At 61.8% G+C, this 23244-nt stretch carries 18 protein-coding genes and 1 pseudogene; 13 read left to right on the top strand and 6 right to left on the bottom strand.

All coding sequences use genetic code 11. From position 1 onward, the window contains the following. Positions 1-448: 448 nt before the first annotated feature. Positions 449-2665, bottom strand: coding sequence for an acyltransferase family protein (locus DXC79_RS01245; RefSeq protein ID WP_117634571.1), 2217 nt, complete (start codon positions 2663-2665; stop codon positions 449-451). Between the two features lie 187 nt (positions 2666-2852). On the opposite strand from DXC79_RS01245, the gene DXC79_RS01240 reads away from it, so the two are divergent. The 13 genes from DXC79_RS01240 (at position 2853) to DXC79_RS01180 (ending at position 18518) form a co-directional block, all read left to right on the top strand. After that, entirely contained in the window at positions 2853-3848 is a 996-nt protein-coding gene (locus tag DXC79_RS01240) for a ribokinase (protein ID WP_117634569.1), read from the top strand. 4 nt (positions 3849-3852) lie between these two features. Continuing rightward, positions 3853-4827: a nucleoside hydrolase gene (locus DXC79_RS01235; RefSeq protein ID WP_117634567.1), complete on the top strand. Its 975-nt coding sequence runs from the start codon at positions 3853-3855 to the stop codon at positions 4825-4827. Between the two features lie 203 nt (positions 4828-5030). After that, positions 5031-6041, top strand: coding sequence for a LacI family DNA-binding transcriptional regulator (locus DXC79_RS01230; protein ID WP_117634565.1), 1011 nt, complete (start codon positions 5031-5033; stop codon positions 6039-6041). 257 nt (positions 6042-6298) lie between these two features. Further along, on the top strand, positions 6299-7699 hold the full coding sequence (locus tag DXC79_RS01225; RefSeq protein ID WP_117634563.1) for an L-fucose/L-arabinose isomerase family protein: 1401 nt from the start codon (positions 6299-6301) through the stop codon (positions 7697-7699). Positions 7700-7701: 2 nt separating this feature from the next. Then, positions 7702-8538: a transketolase gene (locus tag DXC79_RS01220; RefSeq protein WP_197736868.1), complete on the top strand. Its 837-nt coding sequence runs from the start codon at positions 7702-7704 to the stop codon at positions 8536-8538. Next, the gene (locus DXC79_RS01215) at positions 8531-9472 is read left to right on the top strand and encodes a transketolase family protein (protein ID WP_117634561.1); all 942 of its coding nucleotides are present in this window, start codon (positions 8531-8533) and stop codon (positions 9470-9472) included. The genes DXC79_RS01220 and DXC79_RS01215 overlap by 8 nt, the downstream gene beginning before the upstream one ends. 56 nt (positions 9473-9528) lie before the next feature. Next, positions 9529-11019, top strand: coding sequence for a glycerol kinase GlpK (locus DXC79_RS01210; protein WP_199408611.1), 1491 nt, complete (start codon positions 9529-9531; stop codon positions 11017-11019). A gap of 135 nt (positions 11020-11154) precedes the next feature. Next, positions 11155-11643, top strand: coding sequence for an S-ribosylhomocysteine lyase (locus tag DXC79_RS01205; protein WP_117634557.1), 489 nt, complete (start codon positions 11155-11157; stop codon positions 11641-11643). 144 nt (positions 11644-11787) lie between these two features. Beyond that, positions 11788-12432, top strand: a complete 645-nt coding sequence (locus DXC79_RS01200; RefSeq protein WP_117634555.1) for a DUF4867 family protein — start codon at positions 11788-11790, stop codon at positions 12430-12432. Between the two features lie 343 nt (positions 12433-12775). Continuing rightward, positions 12776-14206: a 6-phospho-beta-glucosidase gene (locus DXC79_RS01195; RefSeq protein ID WP_117634553.1), complete on the top strand. Its 1431-nt coding sequence runs from the start codon at positions 12776-12778 to the stop codon at positions 14204-14206. Positions 14207-14602: 396 nt separating this feature from the next. Further along, positions 14603-16402, top strand: a complete 1800-nt coding sequence (locus DXC79_RS01190) for a histidine kinase N-terminal 7TM domain-containing protein (protein ID WP_158550935.1) — start codon at positions 14603-14605, stop codon at positions 16400-16402. A 2-nt stretch (positions 16403-16404) separates the two neighbouring features. Next, positions 16405-17898: a sensor histidine kinase gene (locus DXC79_RS01185; RefSeq protein WP_370445744.1), complete on the top strand. Its 1494-nt coding sequence runs from the start codon at positions 16405-16407 to the stop codon at positions 17896-17898. Next, on the top strand, positions 17895-18518 hold the full coding sequence (locus DXC79_RS01180; protein WP_055252147.1) for a response regulator transcription factor: 624 nt from the start codon (positions 17895-17897) through the stop codon (positions 18516-18518). Before DXC79_RS01185 ends, DXC79_RS01180 begins: the two co-directional genes overlap by 4 nt. A 191-nt stretch (positions 18519-18709) precedes the next feature. Here the strand turns inward: DXC79_RS01180 and DXC79_RS01175 are convergent, their stop codons facing one another. The 5 genes and pseudogenes from DXC79_RS01175 to DXC79_RS01160 all read right to left on the bottom strand — a co-directional run bounded on the left by DXC79_RS01175 (position 18710) and on the right by DXC79_RS01160 (position 23003). Beyond that, entirely contained in the window at positions 18710-19549 is an 840-nt protein-coding gene (locus DXC79_RS01175; RefSeq protein ID WP_117634546.1) for a hypothetical protein, read from the bottom strand. 80 nt (positions 19550-19629) lie between these two features. Further along, the gene (locus DXC79_RS01170) at positions 19630-20871 is read right to left on the bottom strand and encodes an SPFH domain-containing protein (protein WP_089573532.1); all 1242 of its coding nucleotides are present in this window, start codon (positions 20869-20871) and stop codon (positions 19630-19632) included. 48 nt (positions 20872-20919) lie between these two features. Continuing rightward, a complete protein-coding gene (locus DXC79_RS01165; protein ID WP_199408610.1) occupies positions 20920-22035 on the bottom strand; it encodes a hypothetical protein in 1116 nt (371 codons plus the stop codon). A 116-nt stretch (positions 22036-22151) separates the two neighbouring features. Continuing rightward, positions 22152-22241, bottom strand: a pseudogene (locus DXC79_RS10305) (Trm112 family protein); the annotation flags it as partial. A gap of 24 nt (positions 22242-22265) precedes the next feature. Continuing rightward, complete coding sequence (locus tag DXC79_RS01160; protein WP_117634545.1) at positions 22266-23003, bottom strand: DUF4428 domain-containing protein; 738 nt, start codon at positions 23001-23003, stop codon at positions 22266-22268. Positions 23004-23244 lie beyond the last annotated feature (241 nt).

The raw sequence follows: 23244 nt of genomic DNA, 5'->3' as shown, positions 1-23244 counted from the left end.
CCAAATATGAGTACTGTTGCTAGACTGATGACATTTACGGCCAAGAAGATAATGAACATAACCTATAGTATGTTCATTAAAATTGGCTCCAATACACCTTAAACAAGTCAGGTTGGCTGCTTTAGGGGGTTGTAGGGGTTGCTCGGACGTCATTTTGGGTGGTTTTGCCTGCTACTAAAATGGTAACAGTACTCATATTTGCCCTTTTTTGCCCACAGACCTTTGAGGTTGCGGCGAAAAGGGCTTGTTTTGATTGTTTGGGGCAGGCGCGAGGCGCGGAAACGATGCCTGGAGCGGCGGAGCGGCTTGAAATTCATCTCTAGAGGTCTTCATTGGCTGCGCCAGAAGTGCCTCAAGGTGCCGGTGCAAAAGGAGCGTCCCTAACTGCCGCAGGGGGCGTCGGCCACGGCCGACGCCCCCTGCGGGTGGAAGCAGATTTGGCCGCGTGCTACTTGTCGGTGCCCAGCTTGTGTGGCTTGTAGGCGAGGGCATTGACGAGTGCGTCGGCGGCGGATTTGACGGCTGCCGGCTGCGGATCGTTGACGTGGTCCTCGGGGTGCACGGGCAGGTCTTTCTTGACCGCATCGTGGATCAGGTTGAGGTATTCGGTCACGCCGGTGGTCGACAGGTGCGTGCCGTCGCCGTCGAACAGGTCGTTGCGGTTGGCGCTGTACCCGTACCAGTCGACAACGCGTACATTCTTGTAGCGCGTGGCGGCGTTGGCGATGGCCTGGTTCGTGGACCCGACCCACGGCTGCGGGCTACGCGTGTTTACAAACACGACAATGCGCTGCTCGCCGGCGTCGGCCATGATCGCGTCGACCTGGGCGTCCGTTACCAAACCGTTGGTGCCCAGGGCAAAGACCACGATCTTGCCGGCAAGGTTCTGCTGGATATAGCCCTCAAATGTCGCGCGGCCAGCATCAAACTGGCGGCCCTTTTCGGCATCGATATGGCTGTGCGGGAACACGCCGTCAAAGGAATCAACGGCGCGCAGCGACACGGAGTCACCGATCATCAACAGGTCGTAGGAGCCATCGGGGAAGCCGTCGTTGTCCTTGTCGATGTCGTCGGCCGCCTGCTGGTCGGTGGGCGCGGTGTTTTTGGCTTCCTTGTTCAGAACTTCGGCGCCCTCGCCGCTCAGCGCAGACGTCTCGGGCACAAAAATCAGGCCGCCCAGTGCAACGACCAACACGACAGCGCAGGCCGCGCAGACAGGGACGTGCGCGCGAGCCCAGTTGGCGGGCGTGGTGGTGCCATCGCGGAATTCGGCGACGGTGCGGCCGAAGGCGCCCTTCCTAAACGGCGTTTCGATAAAGCGATAGGAGCACTCGGCTACGGCGACCACCAGCAGCACCTGCAAAATGTACTGCCACCAGGGCGTATCGTTGATGTTGGCGACCGGGTTCATGAGCAACAGCAGCGGATAGTGCCACAGGTAGATGCTGTACGAGCGCTTGCCGACCCACACGAGCGGCTCGGCTGACAGCGCGCGGGCAACCATTCCCTGGGGCTGCACGCATGCCGCAATAACCATGAGCGTGAGGATGGAGCATAGCAGCGTGCCGCCGCGATACTGGAACGCGGTGTAGCCGTTGGTGAGCGCGACCATGGCGGCAAGGCCAACCAGACCCACGACGCCCAACACATCGATGGATGCGGGCGAGGACCAAAAGCGCACGAGGGCGCTCGGCTGTGCCGGGACGGTCTCGGCTGCGTTGTCGGCCTTCTCGCCAAGCTTGCCCTCGGCGTTCTTGCCGTGCTTGGCGGCGCCAGCCAGGCGATTGAGCCCCAAACGACGGGCGAGGCGCACCGGAGCCAGGTCGCGATCGGGGATAAAGGCCATCCAGGCGCCCAGCAGCAGCGAGAACACGCGGGTGTCGGTGCCGTAGTACACGCGGCTGGGGTCGGCGGCGGGGTTATAGAGCACCATCATGGCGATTGCGGAGACGGCAGCCAGGCCCAGAACCATGCGGCGCGTGTTGGGCTTGCTCATGTGCATGGATACCATAGCGAGCAGCAGCGGGGGCCAAACCAGGTAGAACTGTTCCTCGATGGCGAGCGACCAAAAGTGCGTAAGCGGTGAGGGATCGCCCAGAGCATTGAAGTACGAGACGTTTTGGGCAATCTGCCACCAGTTGTTAAAGAACAGCAGCGACGGCAGGATGTCGGGGCGCATCTTGGTGAGCATCACGTGGTTAAAGATGGTGCACAGCGCGCAGGTCACGAACACTACCGTTACCACGGCGGGGACCAGGCGACGGATGCGGCGAATCCAGAAGCTCTTAAGGTCGATGCGGCCGGTCTTAGCGACTTCGTTGAGCAGCAAGCGCGTGATCAGATAGCCCGAAAGCACAAAGAAGATCGTGACGCCGAGCAGGCCGCCCTGAGCCCACGTGAGGTTGAGGTGATAGAGCACCACCGCGACGACGGCAAGCGTGCGCAGGCCGTCAAGGGCAGGGATGTAGCGGGACTTGGGGCGAGCAGGCGTCTGCTCCGCGGCGGGAGTGTTGGCGCGGCCCGCGTTGTTGGCAGAAGCGCGATGGGGGCTCGCGGTGCGTCGCGGCTCGTTGGCGCGGCGCCCGCCCTTCACGCGTTCGTGCGGCGCCGGCTCATTGCCCGTGCGGCGTCGACCGCGCGAGCCCGATTGCGAGAGTTGTTCCATAAAACATCATCCAATGACGAGAATAATCAGCACGTATTCATTGTAGCTGCCTGCCCCTGTGAATGCTTGCTGCTGGCGCAAGCTCAAGCGCGCGTCCACATCAAAGTGGACTAAAGTTATAGGGGGTGCGAGAGTGCACAATCGTTGGTCGACGGTGGGCGCAAAGCCTGAAGACGAGGAGGTTTCCATGGCGGATCACAGCATCGTTGCGGTGTTCGGCAGCATGAACATGGACCTTTCGGTGGCGTGCGAGCGCATGCCGCGCGCGGGCGAGACCGTCGGTGGCAGCGGTTTTATCACCAACGCCGGCGGTAAGGGAGCCAATCAGGCCGTTGCCGCTGCGCGCATGGGTGCGCGCACGTGCATGATCGGCGCTGTTGGGCGCGATACCTTTGGCGATGCGCTTGTGGCAGGGCTCCAGGATGCCGGCGTGGGCGTTGAGTTTGTGGCGCGTCGCGATGACGTGGAGACCGGTACCGCGACTATCATTCGCTGTGAGAGCGACAACCGCATCGTGCTGTCGCCGGGCGCCAACCATGCGCTTGCGGGCGAGGACGTTGCCCGCGCACTGAGGCGCTTGGTGGCCGACGAGCTCGACGGCGATGCCAGCGAGATTGCCCCGGCTGTCGGAAGCGTCTTTATTGCCCAGGGCGAATGTGACCTTGCGGCGACGGCCGAGGCGCTTGCTTGTGCTCACGAGCTGGGGTTCTATACGATCTTTAACCCGGCGCCCGCCTGCGACCTGCCGGCAGGAGCGTGGCCTGCGGTCGACCTGGTCTGCCCCAACGAGACCGAGTGCCAGATGCTGACGGGCATTCTGCCCACAGATGATGCGAGTTGCGTCGCCGCGCTCAATGCGCTGCTCGACAAGGGCGCCGGCGCCGCGGTCATCACGCTGGGCGGCGCCGGCTCGGTTACGCTCGGCGATGGCGGTGAGCCGCTGCGCATGCCGGCGCTTTCGAGCGCGGTGGTCGATACGACGGCCGCGGGCGATACGTTTATTGGTGCGCTTGCTGCAGCTCGTCTGGAGGGTCTGCCGCTCTTTGAGTGCATGGCCGCGGGTGCTCGCGCCTCGGCGGTGACGGTATCGCGCCTGGGCGCTCAGCAATCAATTCCCACGCGTACGGAAGTCGAGCACAAGTTTGGTTTAGACGGTTTGGATGTAGACGGAGAAGCGGAGTAGAACAATGGCAACCAAGAAGCTGATCCTTGATCTGGATATGGGTGTGGATGATGCGATGGCGCTCGCCTATGCCATCGCGAGCCCCGAGGTGGAGCTCGTCGGCATCACCACGTGCTTTGGCAACGTGCGCGTCGAGCAGTCGGCGCACAACTGCTTGGCGGTGCTCGACCTGTTGGGTCGTCCCGAGGTGCCGGTGTACCTGGGCGCCGATCGTCCCGTGAAAGCGACCGAACCCTACACGCCGCCGGCGTCCACCACGCTTATCCACGGCAAGAACGGCATTGGCGGCGCAAGCGTGCCCGCCTCGCCGTACGAGCCGGTGGGCGCGACGTCGGCCGATGGCAATGCGGCGGTCGATTACCTGATTGATGCCGCGCGTACCTATGGTCCCGATCTGGCCTACGTTGCGACCGGCCCGCTCACCAATCTGGCGCTTGCCCTGGAGCGCGATGCGGCGGCGATGATGTCCATCGGCCGCGTGGTCGTGATGGGCGGTGCGCTTACCGTGCCCGGCAACGTGAGCGCGGGCGCCGAGGCCAACATGGCGGGCGACCCCGAGGCTGCCGACGCCGTGTTGCGCTCGGGCCGCAAGCTCACCATGGTGGGCTTGGATGTGACGCACCGCGTGGTGCTCACGCGCCGCGACGTTGCCGGCTGGACGGGCTCGGGCACTATGGCTGGCTGCGCGTTTGCGAGCATGGTCGAGCACTATATCGGTTCGTACGAAATGAACGCGCCCTACCTGGGCGGCTGCGCGCTGCACGATCCGCTGGCGGTTGCCGTGGCGATTGATCCCACGCTCGTGGGTGCGCTCGGCTGTAACCTGCGTGTCGACCTGCTGGGCGAGTATCGCGGCCGCACCATCTGCGACGAGCACCGTCTGTCCGATCCAGATAAGAGCGCGCTCGTGGCGCTCACCGTGGACGCCCCACGTTTCCTCGCGGAGTTTAAGGCACGCATGGCTCGCATCCTTGGCTAAACGGTTTCTGTGCCCCGTTCCAGATTAGCTACCGAGTAAATACGCCCGTTGGGGGAATAGTCGCGTCGCTTCGCTTGACAACAGGCTAAACTAGCTATTAAACATTTACTATTCTGTTTAGATTGAATTTGCGGTCGTTTAGTTGTCGAGTCACGGGGCGGTCAGGCCACGATGCTCGACCGCGACCGTTACTAGGGGGAACAATGGCCAAGGCAAGTGTTCGCGAGATCAGCCGCATCACCGGTTTTTCGCCCGCAACCGTGTCCAACGCGCTCAACCGCAAGCGCAGCGTGAGCGAGGAGACCGCCAAAGTCATCCTGGAGTGCGCGCAGTCGCTCGGCTATCAGCAGTCGACGCAGCTCGAGAGCATCCAGTTTGTGCTCGCGCGCAAGACGGGCGCCATCCTGGACGAGAGCACCTTCCACCCCGCGGTCATCGAGGGCGTGGAGCGCCAGGCGCGTCGCCACGGCATGAGCACGAGCTTTGTCTCGCTCGACTTTAGCGACCTAGACGCCGTGCGTCCGCAGGTCGAGGGCCTGATTGCCGATCCGGCCGCCGCTATTGTACTAATGGGTACGGAGTTGGGCGAGGAGGACTACGCCCTGTTCGCTAACGCCGCCGCCCACCTGATTGTGCTCGATGGCTGGAGCGACCGCCAGTACTTTGATGCCGTAGTCATTGCCAATACCGATTCGGTGCTGCGCGCCGTGGACTACCTTATCGAGAAGGGTCACAGGCAAATCGGCTATCTGGCAGGCGATCTTCGTATCCGCAACTTTAAGGATCGCGAGCGCGGCTATCGCCAAGCACTTGAGGATGCGGGCCTCGAGGCAAACCCGGCATGGCGCGTCACGCTGGGCACCACGCTCGAAGGTGCCTATCGCGATATGGGTGCATGGCTCGACAGCGTCTCACGCGACGACCTGCCGACGGCTTTCTTTGCCGAGAACGACGTGCTCGCCGTGGGTGCCATGCGCGCGTTCAACGAGCACGGCATTCGCGTGCCCGAGGATGTCTCGATCATCGGCTTTGACGACCTATCTCTGGGCGCCTTCTCCAACCCGCCACTCACCACGGTGCATGTTCCCAAACACGAGGTGGGCGAGATCGCGGTGCGCCGTCTGGTGGGCAACATCCGCAATCCCAAGAGCTATACCTGCAAAACGGCCGTGTCGACCTATTTTGTCGAGCGCCAGAGCGTGCGCGAAATCTAGGCGGAGACGGCATTGCCTGCAGCGTGCCAAAGCTCGCTAGGGCAGTTAACATAGTGCCATTCAGAAGAGGATCCTTCGGGGTCCTCTTTTTGTTTCCCTTGTATATTCAGTTTGTTTACATACCGTTTAGGCTGATTTCTCTACCGTCTACGGGTATTTCGCGCTAAACTTCTAAACAGAAGAGTAAAACATTTAGTAAACAGAACAAAACGAAACATGCGTCTGTTTACTGAACATGTGACTAGGGGAGGACGTACATGGACAAGATCAAGCTCGGCTTTGTGCCCACGCGCCGCAGTATCTTTAGCGCGCCGGACGCGATCAAGTATCGCGGTCTGACGGCTGATCGCCTGCGCGAGATCGGCGTCGAGATTGTGGATATCGACGACATCAACGACGAGGGCCTGCTGTTCGACGACAGCCATATCGCGCCTATCGTCGAGAAGTTCCGCGCCGAGGGCGTCGACGGCATCATGCTCTGCCACGCCAACTTTGGTACCGAGTATGTCTGCGCCCGCCTTGCCCGCGAGCTCGGCTTGCCCGTGCTGCTGTGGGGGCCGCGCGACGAGCGCCCCGAGCCCGACGGCACCCGTCTGCGTGATAGCCAGTGCGGTCTGTTCGCCACCGGCAAGGTCCTGCGCCGCTTCCAGGTTCCCTTCACCTACATGACCAACTGCCGTCTGACCGATCCCGAGTTCGAGCGCGGTGTCTGGGACTTTTTGGCCGTGTGCAACGTGGTCAAGACTTTCAAGCACACCCGCATCCTGCAGATGGCCACCCGTCCGTTCGATTTCTGGTCGACCATGTGCAACGAGGGCGAGCTGCTCGAGAAGTTCAACATCCAGCTTTCGCCCATCCCCATGACCGAGCTTGTCCAGACCGTGCGCGACGCCCAGGCTGACGAGCAGGCCATGGCAGCCATGCTCGCCCACATTGGTGACAGCTTTGAGATCTGCATCCCCGAGGACAAGGTTCCTGCGGTCGCAGGACTCGCCATTGCCATGAAGCGCCTGGTCGAGAAGTACGGCTGCAACGCCGGCGCCATCCAGTGCTGGAACGCCCTGCAGGACGAGTTGGGCATTATGCCCTGCGCCGCCAACGCAATCCTCAACGAGATGGGCATCCCCATCGTCTGCGAGACCGACATCCATGGCGCTATCACCGCGCTGATGGTCGAGGCCGCCGACCTGGGCCGTCACCGCGGCATGTTCGCCGACTGGACCGTGCGTCATCCCGATAACGAGAACGGCGAGCTGCTGCAGCACTGCGGCCCCTGGCCCTGCAGCTGCGCGGCCGTCAAGCCCAAGCTCACCTACCCGCTGGCCTTCGATCACCCCGGCGCGCTGACGGCCGAGGCCAAGCACGGCGACCTCACCCTTGCCCGCTTTGACGGCGACAACGGCGAGTACTCGCTGCTGCTGGGCAACGCCCGCGGCATCGACGGCCCGGCCGGCATGGGCACCTACCTGTGGGTCGAGGTCGACAACCTCAAGCGCCTCGAGGCCAAGATCGTCGAGGGTCCCTACATCCACCACTGCGTCGCCATTCACGCCAACGTGGTGCCGGTGCTCTACGAGGCGTGCAAGTACATCGGCATTGTCCCCGACCTGTACGACCCCATCGAAGAAGACGTCAAAGCTTACCTGCGAGGAGAGTAGAAATGGCAACTATCGAAGAGCTTGAATCCCTGCGTTGGGACCTTCGCCGCGATTGCGTCGATATCATCATGGCTGGCGCCGGCGGGCACATCGGCGGCGACATGTCGGTCATCGATGCGCTGATGACCCTCTACGCCAATCACCTCAACATTTCTCCCGAGACCGTCGACGATCCCAACCGCGATCGCTTCGTGCTCTCCAAGGGCCACGCCATGGAGGCCTACTACGCGGTGCTCTGCCACGAGGGCTATCTGGACCTCGACGACGTCAAGGCCCGCTTCTCTAAGTTCGGCAGCCCCTACATCGGCCACCCCAACAACAAGCTCAAGGGCATCGAGATGAACTCGGGCTCGCTGGGTCATGGCCTGCCCGTGGCCGTCGGGATGGCGCTTGCCGGCAAGATGGATGGCCGCGACTACCGCGTCTACACCATCATGGGCGACGGCGAGCTTGCCGAGGGCTCGGTCTGGGAGGGCGCCATGAGCGGCGGCAACTACCAGCTCGATAACCTGTGCGCGCTCGTGGACCGCAACCGCCTGCAGATCAGCGGCAGCACCGAGGACGTCATGAAGCAGGATTCGCAGGAGGAGCGCTGGGCCGCCTTCGGTTGGAACGTGCTGTCCATTCCGGGCAACGACGTCCAGGCCATCGACGCCGCGCTGACGCTGGCCGCCGAGACCAAGGGTAAGCCCACGGTCATCATCCTCAACACGGTGAAGGGCTACGGCTCGCCGGTTATGGAGGACAAGGCCGCCTGGCATCATCACCTGCCCAACGATGAGGAATATGCCCAGATCATCGCCGATTTCGCTGCCCATAAGGAGGCTATCAATGGCTAACAAGATCGCCAACCGCAAGGCTATCTGCGACACGCTGCTCGAGGCCGCCGCAACCGATAAAGACATCGTCGTCCTGTGCTCCGACTCCCGCGGCTCCGCATCGCTCACGCCGTTCTTCGATCAGTATCCCCAGCAGTCCATTGAGGTCGGCATCGCCGAGCAGGACCTGGTGAGTATCGCCGCCGGTATGGCCTCGTGCGGCAAGAAGGCCTGGGCCGCCTCGCCGGCGTCCTTTGCGACCACGCGCTCGTATGAGCAGTGCAAGGTCGACGTTTCGTACTCCAACACCAACGTCAAGCTCATCGGCATCTCGGGCGGCGTGTCCTACGGCGCCTTAGGCATGAGCCATCACTCCGCGCAGGATATCGCCGCCATGAGCGCGATTCCCAACATGCGCGTGTATCTGCCGAGCGATCGATTCCAGACCGCCGAGCTCGTGCGCGCCCTGGTCGCCGACAACAAGCCGGCCTACATCCGCGTGGGCCGCAACCCGGTGGAGGACGTGTACACCGAGGACGAGTGCCCGTTCCAGATGGATCGCGCCACTTGGGTGCGTCGCGGCGCCGATGTGACGATTGTCGCCACCGGCGAGATGGTCCGCCATGCCGTGGACGCCGCCGATCTGCTGGCCGAGCAGGGCATCTCGGCAACGGTACTCGACATGTATTGCGTCAAGCCGCTCGATGCTGAGGCTGTGATCGAGGCCGCCGGTGCCACGCGCGCCGTCGTGACCGTCGAGGAGCACAGCCCCTTCGGCGGCCTGGGTTCCATGGTCGCGCAGGTCGTGGGCGAGCATTGCCCGTGTCCGGTCAAGTGCCTCTCCCTGCCCGATGCGCCGGTCATCACCGGCACGAGCCCCGAGGTCTTTGCGCACTACGGCCTGACGGGTGCCGGAATCGCGCAGACCGTCGCCGAGTTCTTGCCCGCAGAGTAACTGGAATGTGACAAAGGGACCGCCCCTTTGTCACATTCGTTTTGAAAGGGGTGGCCATGGGCCGCTACATCATCGGAATCGATCAATCCACGCAGGGCACCAAGGCGCTGCTGGTGGACGAGGGCGGCCATCTGATCCATCGCGCCGACCGCTCGCATCGCCAGATTGTCAACGAGGCCGGCTGGGTGAGCCATGATCCAGCCGAGATCGCCGCCAACGTGCTGGCCGTGGCGCGCGCCGTGGTGGAGGAGACCGGGGTCGATCCGGCCGACGTCGCCGGCATCGGCATCTCCAACCAGCGCGAGACTACCGTTGCCTGGAATCGCACGACGGGCGAGCCGCTGTGCGATGCCGTGGTGTGGCAGTGCGCCCGCGCCCGCGAGCTGTGCGACGAGCTGGCTGCGCGCGAAGGCGTGGCCGAGCTGGTGCGTGACACGACGGGTCTGGTGCTCTCGCCCTACTATCCGGCGGGCAAGATGGCCTGGATCCTCGCGAACGTTCCCGCGGCTGCCGAGGCCGCGGCGGCGGGCGAGCTGTGCCTGGGCACCATCGATGCCTGGGTGGTCTGGACGCTCACGGGCGGCGCGGAGTTCCGCTGCGACTGGTCCAATGCCAGCCGCACGCAGCTTTTTGACCTGCGCCGTGGCTGCTGGAGCGAGCCGGTGTGCGAGGCCTTTGGTGTCAATCCGGCGTGTCTGCCGCAGGTGACCGATTCCGATGGCCTGTTCGGTACAACGGACCTGGGCGGCTTTTTGCCGGCGCCCGTGCCCATTCACGGCGTGCTCGGCGACAGCCATGCCGCCTTGTTTGCCCAGGGCTGCCATAGCCGCGGCATGGCCAAGGCGACCTATGGCACCGGAAGCTCGGTCATGATGAACGTCGGCGACGAGTTCGTCGCCAGCTCGCATGGGCTTTCGAGCTCGCTCGCATGGCGTATGGACGGTGTGACCGAGTATGTTCTCGAGGGCAACGTGAGCTACGCCGGCGCCGTCAAGACGTGGCTGCGCGACGACCTGGAACTCATCAACAATCCCGAGGAAGTCACCGACCTGTGCTACGCCGCCAATCCGGCAAGCCGTGTCTACTTCGTGCCGGCGTTCACTGGCCTGGGCGCGCCGCACTGGGCGAGCGATGCCGAGGGCTGCATCTTTGGCATGACGCGCACCACGGGCCGTGCGGAGTTCGTAAAGGCCGCCGACGAGTCGATCGCCTATCAGATCTTCGACGTGATCGATGCGATGGTCGAGGATTCGGGCGCGGCACTGGCCGAGCTTCGTGTTGACGGCGGTCCCACGCGCGACGCGTACCTGATGCAGTTTGAGAGCGACCTGGTCGGCTCGCCCATCCGCATTGCGAGCAACGACGAGATGAGCGGTCTGGGTGCGGCTTGGGCCTGCGGCATTGCGCTGGGCATGTACACGCGCGATGTCGTTGACGTCTACGGCGCCCGCGGCATCGTGGAGCCTGCCATGCCTGCCGACGAGCGAGCCAAAAAGATCGCCGGCTGGCGTCACGCCGTCGACGCGACCATCGCCTACACTGCCTAGGCGGCTGCGCGGCGCCCGCAGGCTATTCCCGGGTAGCTCATTTGGGACGGGGCTTTTTTGACTGGTATGATTGGTGCGATCATTCGAACCAGCTAAAAGAGCCCCGTCCTAAATTGACTACCGAGAGGAACTGCCATGGAGCGTATCGCGAGTTTTTCCGTTGACCATCTGCTGCTCGAGCCCGGCGTGTATGTGAGCCGCATCGACCGCGATCCGGCGACCGGCGCCGCCGTCACCACCTTTGATCTGCGCCTGACCACGCCCAACAAGGAGCCGGTCATGAACACGGCCGAGTGCCACACCATCGAGCACCTGGGTGCGACGTTCCTGCGCAATCATGCCGAGTGGTCGAGCCGCATTGTCTACTTTGGGCCCATGGGCTGCCGCACGGGCTTTTACCTGGTTGTCTTTGGTGAGCTGACGAGCGAGGAGATCTTGCCGCTCGTGCGCGAGCTGTTCGAGTTTGTCGCGGGCTTTGAGGGCGATGTTCCCGGTGCCGCTCCCGAGGAGTGCGGTAACTACCTTGACCAGAACCTCCCCATGGCAAACTGGCTTGCGCGTCGCTATCTCGACCGCGACCTGGCCAATATCGACGAGAAGCACCTTCACTACCAGCAGGCGTAAGGGCTTTATCGCCCAAAGCGCGCGCATTGGGCGCCTTCGCTTATGCGGGGGCGCCTTTTTGTTGAGTGGTCGGGACGAGTGTTCAAAATCGCTCATGTTTGTTCTAGAATGTTCGTATAGTCACATTTACGAACAGGAGTGAACATGCATATCTATTCTGTCAACGATCCCGAGTTCAAATCCTATGGCAACGTTTGGGATGACGTTCCGTCCGAGCTCACGTCGCCCGTGCTCGAGGCGCTCTCTGCCACGCCCATTCCCGAGGGCAGCAAGTACGTAGCAAGTGCGCCGGAGCTCGAGGGCGTCAAGGATGCCGGCAAACTGGGCTTTCTCATGTTTGGCGGCCGCCCCTTCCAGCTCGGCTGGTGCAACGGCCACAACACGCAGCTCAACTGCCTGGAGTATCACCGCGCCAGCGAGTTTAACCTGGGCGCCCGCGACTTTATCCTGCTCGTGGCGCATCGCTGGGAGATCGAGGACGGCAAGCTCGACACCGCGTGCGTCAAGGCGTTCCGCGTGCCGGCGGGTACGGTCGTCGAAGTCTTCAACACCACGCTCCACTACACGCCCTGCATGGTCGACGACGGCGGCTTCCAGGTGATGGTGGCGCTGCCGGCGGGCACCAATGGCCCGCGCCCCGAGGCTGCGGCCGACATGCCCGCGGCCGGTGACAGCTACTGCTACTGGAAGGCCGACAAGTGGGTTCTCTGCCACGCAGATAGTCCCAAGGCTGCCGAGGGCGGCTACGTGGGCCTCGTCGGCAAGAACCTCGACATCGCCTGTGACTAGCATCTTCCGTCTCGATTTGTAACATCTAGCGGGCTAAATCGTCTCTACCTGTTACAGATTTAGACAAACTGCGGGGGCTGCCCGAAAATCTCGATCTGTAACACCAAGCCCGGTTTTGGCTGCCTACCTGTTACAGATCGAGACAAACCGCCCCAAACCACCACAAAGGTGTCTGTCCCCTTTGTGGTGGTTTGGGGCGGCGGTATCAGAAAGTGTCAGGCAGGGGCGGCTGCCGGGCCGCCGTGTGCGAAAAGAAGTGTCGGCCTGCGTCGTTGCCGTTGAGTAGCGCGCTGCTTACGGGGATACTGAAACCACGACAAACAGCGTGTGAAAGGATCGATGTATGGCTTTCCGTAAAGACTTCCTGTGGGGCGGCGCAACGGCTGCCAACCAGTGCGAGGGTGCCTACGACGTGGACGGCCGCGGCCTGGCCAACGTGGATGTGGCCCCGCACGGCCCCGAGCGCTATGCGGTGGTCTCCGGCCAGCGCAAGATGCTCGACTTCGAGGACGGCTATTACTACCCCGCGCAGACCGGCATCGATTTCTATCACCACTACAAGGAGGACATCGCCCTCTTTGCCGAGATGGGCTTTAAGACCTTCCGCATGAGCCTGGCCTGGACCCGCATCTTCCCCAACGGCGACGAGACTGAGCCCAACGAGGCCGGCCTGGCCTTCTACGAGGACGTGTTCCGCGAGTGTCAGGCGCACGGCATTGAGCCGCTCGTGACCATCACGCACTTCGACTGCCCGATTCACCTCATCAAGGAGTACGGCGGCTGGCGCAACCGCAAGCTCATCGACTTCTACAAGAACCTCGCGACCACGATCTTCACCCGCTACAAGGGCCTGGTAAAGTACTGGCTTACCTTCAACGAGATCAATATGATCTTGCACCTGCCGTTTATGGGTGCCGGTCTGGTCTTTGAAGAGGGCGAGAACAAGGAGGCCGTCGAGTACCTGGCCGCCCACAACGAGCTCGTCGCCAGCGCTTGGGCAACCAAGATCGCTCACGAGATCGACCCTGAGGTCAAGATCGGTTGCATGCTTGCCGCAGGTAGCTACTACCCCTACAGCTGCCGTCCGGGCGATGTGCGCCAGGCGCAGATTGACAACCAGAGCAACTATTTCTTCGTCGACGTTCAGAGCCGCGGCTACTATCCGGCCTATGCCGTCAAGAAGCTCGAGCGTTTGGGCATCGATGTGGGCATGACGGATGAGGACCGCGAGATCCTGGCCGCCAACACCGTCGACTTCATCAGCTTTAGCTACTACAGCACCCGTTGCTCCGCCGGTGCCGATAACCCCGATGTCGAGCGCACCCAGGGCAACGCCTTCGCCGGCGCCAAGAACCCCTACCTGCAGGAGAGCCAGTGGGGCTGGGCCATCGATCCGCTGGGCTTCCGCATCACCCTCAACGACCTGTACGACCGTTATCAGAAGCCGCTGTTTGTGGTCGAGAACGGTCTGGGCGCCAAGGATGTTGTCGAGGAGGATGGCTCCATCAACGACGACTACCGTATCGACTACCTGCGCCAGCATATCGCCGCGATGCGCGATGCGGTGACCGAGGACGGCGTTGACCTGCTGGGCTACACCACCTGGGGTCCGATCGACCTGGTCTCGGCCGGCACGGGCGAGATGTCCAAGCGCTACGGCTTTATCTACGTGGACCGCGACGATGCAGGCAACGGCACCCTCAAGCGTTCCAAGAAGAAGAGCTTCGACTGGTACAAACACGTCATCGAGACGAACGGCGAGGACCTGGCCTAAGGCTTTCCCAACAACCACAGCCTCCTAACCAAAACGCCCGGCGAGCAGTTAATGCCCGCCGGGCGTTTTGTTAAAAGAAGCGAAAGCACTCATTGGGGACGTACTTAAATGAGTGCCCGCAGAATGAGAGTGGATAATCTCCCGTTTTTGGCTTGTTTGTGGGCTCAAAGTGGGAGATTATCCACTCTCGTCATTTGCACTCGTTGGGGACGCACTTAAATGAGTGGCAGCTGGGGACACCCTTTGCCGTCGGCGGATTTTGGGACATGTGGCCCGCTTTTTGGGCCTGCCTGTCGGTACACTAAAGGCACTATGGGTACCCGCGAGCGACATATCGGCCACGCGACCGCCCGATCCGCACCCGTGGCGGATCCCAGGGGCGGCAGGCTCTTCGCCATGCCGCGATTCCTTGTTGGTATAACACATCAGGTGTACCGTCACCGCGTCTTTGCTATCGCCGGCGCCATCACCGTGCTGTTCCTCATGCTTTTGGCAGTCTTGCCGGCGCTGTTTGCCTCCGACCCCAAGCTTTCCAACGCCGTGCCCGCCTATAGCGAGGTGTCCGAAGAGGTCGTGGATGCGCTCGTCCACTCGAGCTCTCTCCCGTTGCTTGTCGCCGCAATTGCATTTTCAATCTGGGGTGTGTTGGCGTACCTACGCTGCTTGGACTACGTCTTGCGCCGCCGCCTTGTTGCCATCGCCGCCATTTGTGCCCTGTGGATGATCGAGGTCATCCTCAAATATAAGTCGTTCACGCCGTTCTATGCCACCGTGCTGTGGTACCTGTACTACGTGCCCATGACGCTCATTCCGCTGATCTACCAGCTGTGCGGTCTGCGCCTCGCGGGTTTGGAACAGCATCGTATGGGGCGTCGGTACCGCACCGTTTTGTGGGTCATGGCTGTCCTGCTTATCGGCTTTGTGCTTACTAACGATGTTCATCAGCAGGTCTTCCATTTCGATCGATCGAGTGGAACCTGGAGCAACGATTACACATATGGTTGGGGCTACGGTACCGTTCTGGTATGGACAGCCTTTAACTTCGCGGCCTTTTTTATCCTGGTGGGTCGGTCCTCGTCCTTTCGCATCCAGCGTTTCTCGGGCACGGCGGCGCTCGTACTGCTGGGTGGCGCATTCTTTGCCGTCTCGTATGCGTTGCGCGTGCCCTGGGCATGGAGGCTCAACTTTTCGCTCGTCTATTGCGTCCTGTGCGTGGTGGCGATGGAAATCTGTCTCGATTGCGGTGTCATTCCGTCGTATCACGACATCGCCGGCATCTTCGACACCTTGCCGCTCGACCTCAAAGTTCTAACGCGCGACCTGCAGGAAGTCTATGCCACGCCGGCGTCAAAGCCAATGCCGGTAGGCGTGCGCGAGGAGTTGCGGACCCAGGAGCACGGCCACGCCCATGCCTTTGCTGTGGCGTCCGATCCCGATGCGGTGTACCGTGCCTTTCCACTGCTGGGCGGATCGGCCCTGCTTGCCCAAGACGTGTCGGATCTCAACGAGCTTAACCGTGAACTGGCACATCGTCGCATGGAACTGCAGCGTCAAAACGAGCTGCTCGCCGCCGACTACGACCTTAAGACGCACCTGGCAGATCAAGAGGCCGAGACCTTGCTGGTCCAAGACGTGGACCAAGCGCTTGCCCGTGCGCTCGAAGGGATGTACGACCTGCTGAGCTCGCTGCCGCCGTTGACCGATGAGGCATCTTCGCACGAGCGTTACCGCATGCTGCAGCGCGCCAAGATGCTCGTCGCCTATTGCAAACGCAAGGGGTCGCTCACGTTGGCACAGCACGGGGAGAGCGGTTTTGACCGCGACCGCATTCAGCTCATCGCCAACGAGCTCGCAAGTGACCTGCGCACCATCGATGTCGATTGCGCCTCGATTATCGCCATACGGCGCCCGATGCACGCCAGTACGGTAAGCGCCCTGTACGACTGCGTGTATGACTTTGCGTTTTTTGCCTACACCACCGACCATCCGGCGCTTATGTATCACTTGGGCGACCATGACCGGTGCAGTGTCGAGCTGCGCGCCACGCTTTTTTCCAACGATGATGAAGATCTTTCGCAGACGCCCGCTGCGCAAGAGCTCGAAAGCGCTCTGCAAGGGCGCAACGTGGCATACCGCCTTGAGGGCGAGCCCGGCCAGCTGCGCATGATCGTCTTGATGCCGAGGGCGGGTGAGTGACGATGCAGATTTCGCTCATCCTTCCCCAAATCGTTGCGCTCGATGTTGTCTTTGCCCTGGCTGCGTGTCTGCAGACGATCCACGTCCCGCTCATCGCATCGCGCCGCTCGTCCTATAACCGTAAGGTGATTTGTGCCTACGAGACGAGCCTTGTGCTTCACCTGATGATTTCGGCGCTCATCTTATTCGCGTCGTCTGGCTCGTATCTGGTGGCGCCGCTTGACGTTTGCGCCAGGGCAATGGGCGGAGTGCTGTGGCTCAATGCCGCGATCTTTGCCTATGGCGTGGTGCTTATGGTGCACTATCGTCGCCCTGTCATGCTGGCCGAGCTGCTGCTTGTTGTCGCCGTTACACCGCCGGTGGTTTTTGCCATGGGCTCGGCGTGGGCCGTTGTCCTTGTCGCAGAGGGTGCGTTTTTCCTGTTCCGCTCCATCGCGGCGCTCTTGATGGACGTCCGTAACCGCCAAGAGGACATCACCGCGTTCTCGACGATTGAAACCATCAACGTGATTCCCGTGGGCATCCTGTATCTGGACTCGAGGGGCCGTCCACTGCTCATGAACCGCTGCATGCGCAAAAACCTGGTGGAGCTTCATATGCCCACCGACCTAGGCGATATGAGCGGTACATGGAACGACCTGCGCAAGCTCAGCATGCAAATGCCCGAAGGCGGTAAGAACCGCGTGCGGATCAGCCTGGACCGCTTTGGTGAGGCGCGTGCGGTGGTCGAGGTTTCTCCCGCCGAGATTCGCCTGTTTGTGTGCGATGGCGTTATGGTCTCGGGCCGTTCGTTCGAGCGCATAATCGGTCTGGACGTGACAGAGTATGCGCATGCGCATGACCGCCTGGCGCAGGCCAACCACCTGCTTGAGCTTGCGGGCCAAGAGCTCCAGGCCCAGATCGAAGAAGTCAAAAAAGTTGCCGACAATGCGGCCTATCTGCGCATGCGCGCCCGCGTTCACGATGTGATCGGCCAGCGCCTATCAATCCTTCATCGCTATTTGGAGGAGGGGCGCTTGGACGACGAGTCGCTCGAGCAGATCGACCCGCTGCTGCGCTCAATCGCTGCCGATCTGCGCAGCGGGGGCGACACCGAACCGGCAGAGCAACTGGGCGATATCGTCCATGCTTTTGGCCTGGTGAGCGTGCAGATCGATGTTGAGGGTGCGCTGCCTGAGGACGCGCGTGTCGCCGCTGCCTTTTTGCAGATTATCCGCGAGGCCTCGACCAACGCCACCAAGCATGCGCAGGCGCATCGGGTCCATGTGCGCTTGTGGCAGGAGAGGACGGATGCTGACGCCGTCGCGCACATGACGATTTCTAACGACGGGTCCCCGGCCCCCGTATCGTATCGCGAGGGAACGGGTATCCCAGGTATGAGACATGTCGCGCAAGATCTGGGTGGCAGCCTAGAGGTCCACGCCACCCCGCCCTTTACGCTTACGGTATCCATTCCGCTTAACGCCAACGACACGTCCCAAAGGAGAAGCTCATGATCCGCGTGTTAATTGTCGAAGATCAGGCCATCCTGCGCGAGAGCCTGGCGCGCTCCGTTGGCGACCAGCCCGATATGACCGTCGTTGCCGCGATCGCCGATGCCTCCGAGGCCTTGGGTGTCGCGCTCAAGGAGCGCCCGGACATGATACTGATGGACGTGTGCACCGAACACGATTCAAACGGCATCGTGGCGGCGGCACGCATCAAGGAGCAGCTGCCCGAGTGTCGCATCATTATCATGACAGGCATGCCCGAGATCACCTTTGTCGATCAGGCCCGCGAGGCGGGCGTCGATAGCTTTGTGTACAAGAACGTCGGTATCGACGAGCTGTTCGCCGTGATGCGCTCCACGCTGGCGGGTTACTGCACGTTTCCCAAGCCGCCCGAGAGCATCTTCTCGGGCACGGCGGCCCTCGACGATGTCGAGCTGTCGATCTTGCGCCTTGCCTGCGAGGGTAAAAGCCGCCGCGAGATTGCGGCCGAGCTGTTTATGAGCGAGGGCACCATCAAGCGCCGCATCTCGGAGATCCTGAGCAAGACCGGCTACGACAACATCATGCGCCTGGCCGTGCATGCGGTGACTGAGGGCAGCATCGTTCCCAACATGGAGCGCCCGTAATCGACGCGCTCACCCGTGTTCCGGCGCCGCAAAGATAGGCCGCCCACCGTTTCGCATCTAAAAACGGCGGGCGGCCTGCTTGTATGGGCAGTGCTGTCGGCATAAAGCGGCGGGGCCGCAGGATCATCTCCTGCGGCCCCGTCTGGTGTGCGCGGATGTGTCCGCCAATCCGCGGCTGATGTTACGTGCCGTTACGCGATGGTTGCGCTGTAGGAGGCAACGTCCTCGTAGGAATCGGTCAGGTAGGCGTCGATGCCGATGGTCGTATTGACCAGGTCGTCAAGGCTATCGAGCGTGCCGTTCGAGAACGTGAATTCCTCAGTGGCGTTGGTGCCGGGCATCAGGTGAGCCGAGAACCAGGGTTCCTTCATGGTGCCGTTGACGTTGGTCTTGCCGCTGGGGGCGTAGAAGGTCAGGTCCTTGTCGCTCTTGTTGGTGATGTTGACGACAAAACCGATGTCGCCCCACTCGTCCTTGAACTTCTCGGTGATGGTAATGGTGCACAGGTCGTCATCGGCAACGGTGACGGCGGGGGAGATTTCAATCTTCTGGACGTCGTCGTCTTCGACGGCCTCCTCGACTTCCTCTTCCTTCTCGGCGGCCTCGCGATCCTTCTTCACGGTACCGGATAGGTCCTTATCGGACTTGCTAAAGATGAGCTTGTCCTCGCCGTCCTCAAGGACAAGCTTGCCGTCCTCGAGCTTCACGTCGGTCGTCTCCTTGTCGACGGTGATACTCGCGGTGGTAGCGTCCTTGGCCTCCCACTTTAGGTCGGAAACTTCGGAGAACAAATCGAGGCTGCCCGTGCCGTCTTCGTCCAGGACCAAGATGCAGCTGATGCCCCATTCCTCGAACATATCCATATACTCATCGGTCAGCTCTTCGCCCTCCGTGGTTCCACCCGAGAGCTTCCAGCTGCCGACAAAGTTGGCCTTGGGGTCTTTGCCGCCGCTGCAGCCCGTGAGGGCAAAGGCGAGCGCCAGGACGCATGTCAAAAATGCGAGTACGGACTTTTTGAACGTTGTCTTCATGGTGTCCTCCTTTATCGAACGAAACCCATAGAAGCAAATGCGGGGGTGGCGGATCCCCCGCCAATTACCAGATAGAGGGGCTAGGGCCTGGGCGTTCCGCAGTTGCTGCAGAACTTGCCGCCGTTTTCGCTGCCGCAGTTGGGGCAGAACCACTTGGCCGGTGCCGGGGCGGGTGCGGGACTGCCGCACTCGGAGCAGAACTTGCCGGTGTTGGTGGCGCCGCAGCTGCAGGTCCATGTGCCGGCCGCGGGGGCAGCGGCAGGAGCCGGTGCGGGAGCGGGTGCCGGAGCCGGCTGCGGGGCGGCCTGCTGCTGTGCCTGGCCGGCGGCGAACAGCTGGCTGGCGTTCATGCCGCCCATGCCACCTGCCATGCCCATGCCCATAAAGCCTGCCATCGCGCCGTTGGGATTGGCGGCTGCCGCGCGCATTGCGTCGCTCTGGGCGCTGGCAATGTTGGCTGCCGCCATAGTGGGATCGCGCATGACGGCGGCTTTCTGCAGGTCCTTGATCATCTGCTCGTCTTCTTGCGAGGCTGCGATGGAGTTGACGCCAAAGCTCACGATCTCGACACCACGCAGGTCGCGCCAGTCGGCAGAGAGGACCTCGTTGAGCGCGCGGGCGAGCTCGGTGGTGTGACCGGGGATGGCGCTGTAGCGAATGCCCATCTCCGAGATCTTGGCAAAGGCGGGCTGCAGGGCGGTGAGCAGCTCGGACTTAAGCTGGCTGTCGATCTTGTCGCGCGTGTAGCTATCGGTCACGTTGCCGCACACGTTGGTGTAGAACAGCAGCGGGTTGGTGATGCGGTACGAATACTCGCCGTTGCAACGCACGGAGATGTCGACGTCCAGGCCAATGTTGTTATCGACCACGCGGAAGGGCACAGGCGAGGCGGTACCGTACTTGTTGCCGATGATCTCCTTGGTGTTGATGAAGTAGACACGCTGGTCCTTGCCCGCGTCGCCGCCAAAGGTAAAGCGGCTGCCGATATTGGCGAAGGTCTCCTTGATGGAATCGCCCAGGTTGCCGCTAAAGACGCTCGGCTCGCTGCCGGTATCGAAGACGAACTCACCAGGCTCCAGCGCGACTTCGATGATCTTGCCGTTTTGCACCACGAGCATGCCCTGGCCGTCGTTGACGGCTATGACCGAGCCGTTGGAGATGACGTTGTCCTCGCCGCGCGTGTTGGAGCTGCGGCCACCGGTACGTTTGCTGCCCTTGCAGGCCAAGACGTCAGCAGGCATCGATTCGCAATAGATAAATTCCTTCCACTGGTCGGCCATGACGCCGCCGGCAGCACCCAATCCAGCTTTCAAGAGTCCCATGGTGATCTTCCTTTCTCGTCAAAGGCCGGGTGGTATTGGTCAGAATGGCTAATCGTCCTTGTTGTCCTTCATGACGACCGAGGTCTCGGTGTGGCTGAAGGTGTCGTGCTTCTCGGTCAGGTCGAGCTCGCCGCAGTACTCGTCGGCGTGGGTGGCCTCGTTGGCCGTCTTGAGCTGGCCTACCAGTAGCACGTCTCCGATAATCACGATGATCAGCGGCGCGATGATGTTGATGAGGATGCCCTCGATATCAAAGGCGAGGTAATCCGGATCGAAGGCGTTCTCGCCCATAAAGAGAATCTGGGAGAGGACAAATCCGATCACAAAGAACAGCACCGAGGCAATAGCGAGCTTGGGCTTGGAGCAGGGGAGCTCGCCGACCAAGCGGCCGGTCTGGCCGTTCATGGCAAACAGGTAGCTCTTGCCGTTCCACGAGGTGGAGAGCATCCAGACGGGGAACAGGGCGTAGTCGCTGTCTTCCCAGGTGTAGTCGAGCTGCTTGCTTTCGACCGTGGCATCGTCGTATTCGTCGACGACGGTCTCGCGCAGGGCCGAGATCGTGCTCTCCTCCATGCGGCGCTCGGCGCGCGCCCTGCACGTCTCGCGATCCTCATCGTAACGGTTGGCGATGTAGCCGGGCATATATGCGACCGAGAACGGACGCAGCGCGTCGTAGTCAAACGGCTCGATGGCGTCCATGTGGCCGTCGGGCATCTTGGACGATCCGTCGACGGGCACGCGCCTAAACGAGATATTGCCCTTGCGATAGGCATCGTAGTGGTCGGTGGTCGTGACGGTGCGGTCGGATTCCTCGGTCACGGTCTCGTTGGTCGCGTCAAAGTACACTTCGCCGTCAACGCGGGCACCGTAGAGCCAAAACGGCACGTAGACACCTTGGACCTCGTCGATGTGGTTGCCGGTGACAAAGCTCTTGGGCAGCAAGATTTTGTCCTTGTAGTGTTCCTTGAGTGCGGCCGTGACGTCGTCGCGCCCGAGCTTAAATGGAATCACCAGGTCGGGCGAGAAGTCGCCAGAGAGCTGGCCAGGCGCCACGGCGGAGTTGCCGCAGTACGGGCAGGTGGTGACGGCGACGGTGCCGTCGGACACGAGCTCGGCGCCGCACGACGAGCAGATGTAACCGGCGTTTTGGGCGAGCTCCTGCACGGCATCGTCGGCAGCAGGTTTGGGAGCTGCGGCTGCGGCATCGGCTTTGGCATCTGCCTTGTCCTGGCGCTCGCGATAGAGAGCCTCGACTTCTTCGACTCAAAACGCGAATCGCAGTAGTCGCAGACGAGTTTTTGCTCGGCGCTTGCAAAATGCAGGGGGCCACCGCAGGCAGGGCACTGATAGTTGACGCTCTCGAAGGCCATGATCGGTCCTTTCCGTGCCGGAGGCTATGCGCCGATGGCGCCGCCGCAGTATTCGCAGCGCCCACTGGCATCGGGAATGGTGGTGGCTCCGCAGAAGGGGCAGGTCACCGCGGTCTTGGGGGCCTTGGCGGCCACGACGCTGTCGCGCGTCTCCTGGCGCAGCTGCACCAGCGCGTCGCGGACCTCGGTTGCCTGGCGCTTGGCCTCGCGGTATTCGATGGAGCCGCGCTGATCGATGGTGGAGTCGTTTACGCGCAGGTTGATCTCGGTAAAGTACGGCGTGTTGACGTGAATGGTCAGATTAAAGTCGTAATCCAGGTCGTAGCGCGGCGGGTTGTAGCTCTCGCGCTCGCCGTCCTCGGTCTCGCGATAGATTTCGGTGCGATGCTCGTCGATATCCATATCGCAGCCGAGTACCTGCGAGAACTCGATGATGTCGGGATTGGCGTCGCGCCAGCGGCTCTGCGAGGTGATGATCAGCAGGCCCGCGTCCTCATCGACCATGATGTTGGTGCGCCCGGCAGAAAGCGTGCGCGTGGGGTTGAACGACGCCAGGCGCTCGGCATTGGCCTCGCGGTAGGCGAGCTGCTCGCGGATATCGTCCGCAGTGCTGGAGCGATAGCCGTGAAAGTAGGGGGAGAGCTTGCCGGCGCACTCTTTGCACAGGTAGCCTTCATTGATTTTTGTCTTACCTAGAAGTCCCAGCTCGGTACCGCAAATCGCGCACTCTTTCTTCTCGAACATCTTGTCAAAGAAGCCCATGGCTGCCTCCCATCAACTGGTAGCGTGTGTCACTTTTGATGATGGGGGAGTGCGCAGCCTTTCACGATACCCAGACGGCTCAACGAGTCTCCACAACTGGGACACATGGCCCATTTTTGACTAGTCATTGGGGACGTACTTAAATGAGTGAAACTACTCATTTAAGTACGTCCCCAATGAGTACCCGCAGAATGAGAGTGGATAATCTCCCATTTTTGGCCTGCTTGTGGGCTCAAAGTGG

Origin of the sequence: Collinsella sp. TF08-11AT, from assembly GCF_003437035.1 — a bacterium.
Taxonomy (GTDB): Bacteria; Actinomycetota; Coriobacteriia; order Coriobacteriales; family Coriobacteriaceae; genus Collinsella.
Note: the sequence above shows the minus strand (reverse complement) of the source record. Positions and strands in the feature narration are given on the sequence as shown.